Raw genomic sequence first — 5,293 nt, forward strand, 5'->3', positions numbered from 1 at the left:
AGCTGACGGACCGGCCGCGCCTTCTGGTCGGGCGCGACTCGAGGCCCGCGGCCCTTCGCAGCGGCGGGTGCGGGCGCTGTGTCGGCGCAGCCGGTGAGGAGCAGCGCTGCGCAGACCGTGGCGGCCAGCGCGCTCCCGGCGCTCTTGATGGCGGGCATGGGCGGATCCTCCCGGCGTCGTGGAACGGCGGGCCATCCGTACCCCCTCGCCGCCGGGAAGCGGTTGCCCGGGGAGCCCGCTCACCCGACCGGGGCACCGGACGCGCGGCCATCCGGCCCGACCGCCTGGCTCCCCGTCAGGGCCGCGGCGGCGCCAGCTCCGGATGGGCGTCGAGCAGTTTGCGCGGGGCCGCTTGGCGCCATGAGTCGAGCAGGATCGCGTACAGCTCCTCCTCGTCGTCCAGCGCTTCGAGCCGCACCCGCAGCCAGGCGTAGTGGTCGTCGTGGCCCTCGCGCAGGAAGAACTTGGCGGGCTCTGCGGCGATCAGCTCGGCGCGGTCCTCCTTAGGGCACTTCACGCCCATGACCCGGTCGTCGTCGGCCAGTGAGGCGAAGATCCGGCCGCGGGGCTCCAGCCGGAAGGTGGGCATGCCCCAGGCGAGCTTCTCGATCGCTCCCGGCAGCGCGAGCGCGATCCTGCGTACGTCGTCGGCTGTGGCCATGGCGACCACCGTAAGCGCTGCCACCGACAGTGGCCCAACTGCCGCGCCACACTGCACGCTTCCGACCCATTGACCCCTCGCGACGGCTGAACCTACGCTGTCCGGCGTACTCAGAAAGCGCTTTCTAACCCGCAGTCCTACCAGCACCGGGAGCGCCATGAGAAGTCTTCGACAAGAACCGTCCGGACCACGGCGGCCGCAGCGGCCGCGAACGTCCGGACGGCCAGGAGCCCGTCGCACCGCACTTTCCCCTGTCCCCGTCATCACCGCACTGCTGGCGCTGCTTCTCGGACTCGGGGTGACCCTGTCGCCCCGCGCAGAGGCGGCGCCTTATCGCGTGCTCGTCTTCTCCAAGGTCACGAACTTCAGCCACGACTCGATCCCCGCGGGCATCGAGGCGATCAAGAAGCTCGGCAGTGAGAACGGCTTCGAGGTCGAAGCCACCGACGACGCCGCGGCCTTCACCGACGAGAACCTCGCCCGCTTCCAGGCGATCGTCTTCAACAACACCAACTCGACACCGGAGAGCGGCGATCTGCTGGACGCGGCGCAGCGTGCCGCACTCCAGAAGTTCGTCCGCGGCGGCGGTGGATGGGTCGGTCTCCACGCCGCCTCCGCGAGCGAACGCGACTGGGGATGGTACGAGGGCCTGGTCGGCGCCATCTTCGACAAGCACCCCGCCGTGCAGACGGGCCGGATCAAGGTGCTGGACCGGTCGCACCCGTCCACCGAGGGCCTTCCCGAGCTCTGGGAGCGCACGGAGGAGTGGTACAACTGGCGCACCAACCCGACCGGCAAGGTCCACACGCTCGCCCAGATCAAGGTGCGCGACGGGATCACCGGCCTCGACGAGGGCGTCGACCACCCTTGGTCGTGGTGCCAGAACTACGACGGCGGACGCTCCTGGTTCACCGCCGGCGGCCACGCCAAGTCGGCTTTCCAGGAGCCGGACTTCCTGAAGCACCTGCTCGGCGGCATCCAGTGGGCCGCGGGCAACAAGCCCGGGGACTGCACGGCGACGAAGACGGGCGCCTTCCAGCGGACACCGCTCGCCACCAGCGACCTCGCCGACCCGTTCGAGCTGGCGGTGGCGCCCGACCGCCGGGTCTTCTTCATCGAGCGCACCGGCAAGGTGAAGGTGATCGACCAGTCGACGCTGAAGGTCACCACCGCGCTCGACTTCGAGTACACCCCCGAGATGACCAGCCAGTCCGACGGACTGCTGGGACTCGCCCTCGACCCCGACTTCGCCGAGAACAACTGGCTCTACCTGCTCAACTCCGACAAGACCGAGAAGCGGCTGAACCTCTCCCGCTTCACCGTCACCGGCAACACCATCGACCCGGCATCGGAGAAGCGGCTGCTGACCGTGCCGACCCTGCGGGGCGAAGGACGGGCCAACTCGCACATGGCGGGGTCGATCGCGTTCGACAAGAACGGCGACCTCTACATCGCCACCGGCGACAACACCGACCCGTTCGCGTCCGACGGCTTCGCACCGATCGACGAGCGTGAGGGCCGCCGCGCCTGGGACGCCCAGGGCACCTCCGGGAACACCAACGACCTGCGCGGCAAGATCCTGCGCATCACGCCCAAGGACGACGGCACGTACGCGGTGCCCGAAGGCAACCTGTTCGCCCCCGGCACGGACAAGACGCGGGCCGAGATCTACGCGATGGGCATGCGCAACCCGTTCCGGATCACCACCGACCCGGACAGCGGCGCTTTGATGGTGGCCGACTACGGTCCCGACGCCCGCACCGCGGACCCCGCCCGCGGCCCCGAGGGCACCGTCGAGTACATGCGCATCACCGAGGCGGGCAACTTCGGCTGGCCGTACTGCGTGGGCAACAACACCCCGTTCAACGACTACGACTTCGCGACCGGGACGTCCGGCCCGAAGTTCGACTGCGCCGACCTGGTCAACGACTCGCCGAACAACACCGGCCTCACCGACCTGCCCCCGGCCAAGCCGGCCACCGTCTGGTACGCGTACTCGGCCTCCCCCCAGTTCCCGGAGCTCGGCACTGGCGGCGGTGGCCCGATGAGCGGACCGGTCTACGACCACGACGAGGCCAACACCTACCAGGGCAAGTTCCCTGCGGCCTTCGACGGCAAGTGGTTCAACTACGAACTGACCCGTAAGTGGTTCAAGACCTTCTCCATCCAGCAGCAGGACCAGACCTTCACCGACCCCCGCTTCGCCCCGGTCGCGGCGGGCGACCTGCACTCGATCAACCCCGTCTTCGGCGACATGGCGTGGAACCAGCCCTTCGACGCCGACTTCGGCCCCGACGGTGCGCTGTACGTCATCGACTTCGGGCTCGGCAGCGGTACCGGACGCGGCGGCAGCAACGAGGGCTCCGGTATCTACCGCATCGACCACGTCGGCGACAACCGGCTGCCCGACGCCAAGGCCACAGCCACGCCGGACAGCGGTTCCGTGCCGCTGACCGTGGCGTTCTCCAGCGAGGGCTCCGGGCTGCCCGACGACGAACCGGTCAGCTACGCCTGGGACTTCGACGGGAACGGCACGACCGACTCGACGGAGGCCCACCCGACCCACGTCTACCAGGACAAGGGCCGATTCACCGCCCGGCTCACCGTCACCGGCCCCGGAGGACTCACCGGGCTGGCCGTCCAGGACATCACCGTGGGCAACACCCGGCCGCAGGTCACCATCCAGCAGCCGCCGGACGGCGGGATGTTCGGCTTCGGCGACACCATCCCCTTCACCGTGAAGGTCAAGGACAAGGAGGACGGACAGGGGATCGACTGCTCGCGGGTGGTCGTCCAATCGCAGCTCGGCCATGACTCCCATCTCCACCCGCTGGACAACTACACGGGATGCGCCGGCGAGATCACGACCGACGCCGGTGACAGTCACGGTCCCGGCCAGAACCTCTACTACGGCATCACCGCGCAATACGAGGACGAGGGAGCACCGGGCGTGCCCGCCCTCACCGGATCCGCCTCACTGACCCTGCGCACGGCGTTCCGCGAGGCCGAGCACATGACGTCGACCGGTGGGGCGAACCAAGGAGCCGTCGTGGGCAGCCGCGGCGACGCTTCCGGCGGGAAGCGTCTCACCGAGATCGAGCACGGCGACTGGATCAGCTTCGACCCCGTCAGCCTGAAGGGCATCGACTCGGTGACCGTGGGTGCGGCCTCCGGCGGCATCGGCGGAAGTATCGAGTTCCGGGCCGGATCCCCGACCGGTGAACTGCTCGGCAAGGTCGCGGTCCCTGCCACGGGCGGCTGGGGCAACATCGTCTCCCCCACGACGCCACTGACGGACCCCGGCGGCACCATGAAGCTGTACGCCGTCTTCACCAACCCGGAATGGAGTGCCGACAAGCCGGACCTCTTCGCCGTCGACTGGCTGCACTTCAACGGCCACGGGGTGGAGAAGCGCCAGGGTGCGGCCGTCACGGTCGCCGCCGCTCCGGCCACCGGCGACGCGCCGCTCACCGTCCGGTTGACCGGCAACGTGAAGCTGCCGGAGGGCCGCACCGCCGCCTCCTACCACTGGGACTTCGGCGACAACACCCGGCCCGCGGGTGAGGAGACCGCTACGGCGACACACTCCTACGCCCGCCCGGGCGCCTACACCGCGCATCTCACCGTCACCGACGACAAGGGCGACACGACCAGCGGCTTCGTCCGCATCGACGTCAGTTGAGAAGGGACATCCGAATGAACGGCACCAGACGCGCATTCCTCGGCAGGGCACTCGGCGTCGCCGCCGCGGCAGCGGCGGCCACCGCAGCAGGCCCGCTCTCGTACGCGGCCGCGGCGGACGGGACGGCTCCCGAGACGGCGCAGCGCTGCCGCCGCATCCCGCCTTCCGGGATCGGCATGCACCTCTACACCATGCGCACCCCGCTCGCGGCGGACTTCAAGGGGACCCTCGCCCGGCTGGCGCAGATCGGTTACGCGACGGTCGGCGTGAGCGGCCGGCACGGTAACAGCGCGGCCGCGATCCGCTCCATGCTCGACGAGACGGGTCTGCGGGCGGTCCTCGAACACGTGGGTTACGACATCGTGCGGGGCAGCGGACTGCCGCAGGCGATCGAGGACACCCACACCCTCGGCGCACGGTGGATCGTCGTGCCGAGCCTGCCCGGGGCGATGCACACGCCTGCCGGATTCCGTGAGGCGGCCCGGGAGTTCAACAAGGCGGGCCTCGCCGCCCGCAACGCGGGTCTCGGCCCGGTGCTGTTCCACAACCACGGCGCCGACCACCAGGTGGTGGACGGGGAGAACCTGTACGACATCCTGCTGCGGGAGACCGACCCCGAGCTCGTGGGCTTCGAGCTGGACGTCTACTGGGCGGCCAAGGGCGGCGGCAGCGATCCGCAGGACCTGTTCGTGGAGCACCGCCGGCGCTTCCCGGCGCTGCACGTCAAGGACATGGCGCCGAGCGGCGGGTTCGCCGACGTCGGCTCCGGGGTCCTGGACTTCGCCGCGATGTTCGACACCGCCCGGAGCGGCGGCGTGAAGCAGTGGCTGGTCGAACACGACGCGCCGGCCGACCCGTTCGCCACCGCGCAGAACAGCTACACCCACCTGGCGAACCTCAGGTACTGAGCGCACACGCGGAAGGAGCCCCGCACCACCCCCCGTGGGTGG

3 protein-coding genes are annotated in these 5,293 nt (G+C 70.0%); 2 read left to right on the forward strand and 1 reads right to left on the reverse strand.

The genetic code is table 11. The features are described 5' to 3' along the window. Positions 1-295 precede the first annotated feature (295 nt). Complete coding sequence (locus tag ACWGH4_RS30695) at positions 296-661, reverse strand: MmcQ/YjbR family DNA-binding protein (protein WP_453466655.1); 366 nt, start codon at positions 659-661, stop codon at positions 296-298. Positions 662-818: 157 nt separating this feature from the next. On the opposite strand from ACWGH4_RS30695, the gene ACWGH4_RS30700 reads away from it, so the two are divergent. Both ACWGH4_RS30700 and ACWGH4_RS30705 read left to right on the forward strand, forming a co-directional pair. Next, positions 819-4,343 (forward strand): ThuA domain-containing protein, encoded by a 3,525-nt coding sequence (locus ACWGH4_RS30700; RefSeq protein ID WP_453466657.1) that lies wholly within the window; start codon positions 819-821, stop codon positions 4,341-4,343. 14 nt (positions 4,344-4,357) lie between these two features. Beyond that, the gene (locus tag ACWGH4_RS30705) at positions 4,358-5,251 is read left to right on the forward strand and encodes a sugar phosphate isomerase/epimerase family protein (RefSeq protein ID WP_453466659.1); all 894 of its coding nucleotides are present in this window, start codon (positions 4,358-4,360) and stop codon (positions 5,249-5,251) included. Positions 5,252-5,293 lie beyond the last annotated feature (42 nt).

It is taken from the genome of Streptomyces sp. NPDC054847, from assembly GCF_053610925.1.

Coding starts and splice junctions, on each gene's coding strand:
- ACWGH4_RS30700 (WP_453466657.1), top strand. CDS start 819: ATGAGAAGTCTTCGACAAGAACCGTCCGGACCACGGCGGCCGCAGCGG.
- ACWGH4_RS30705 (WP_453466659.1), top strand. CDS start 4,358: ATGAACGGCACCAGACGCGCATTCCTCGGCAGGGCACTCGGCGTCGCC.
- ACWGH4_RS30695 (WP_453466655.1), bottom strand. CDS start 661: ATGGCCACAGCCGACGACGTACGCAGGATCGCGCTCGCGCTGCCGGGA.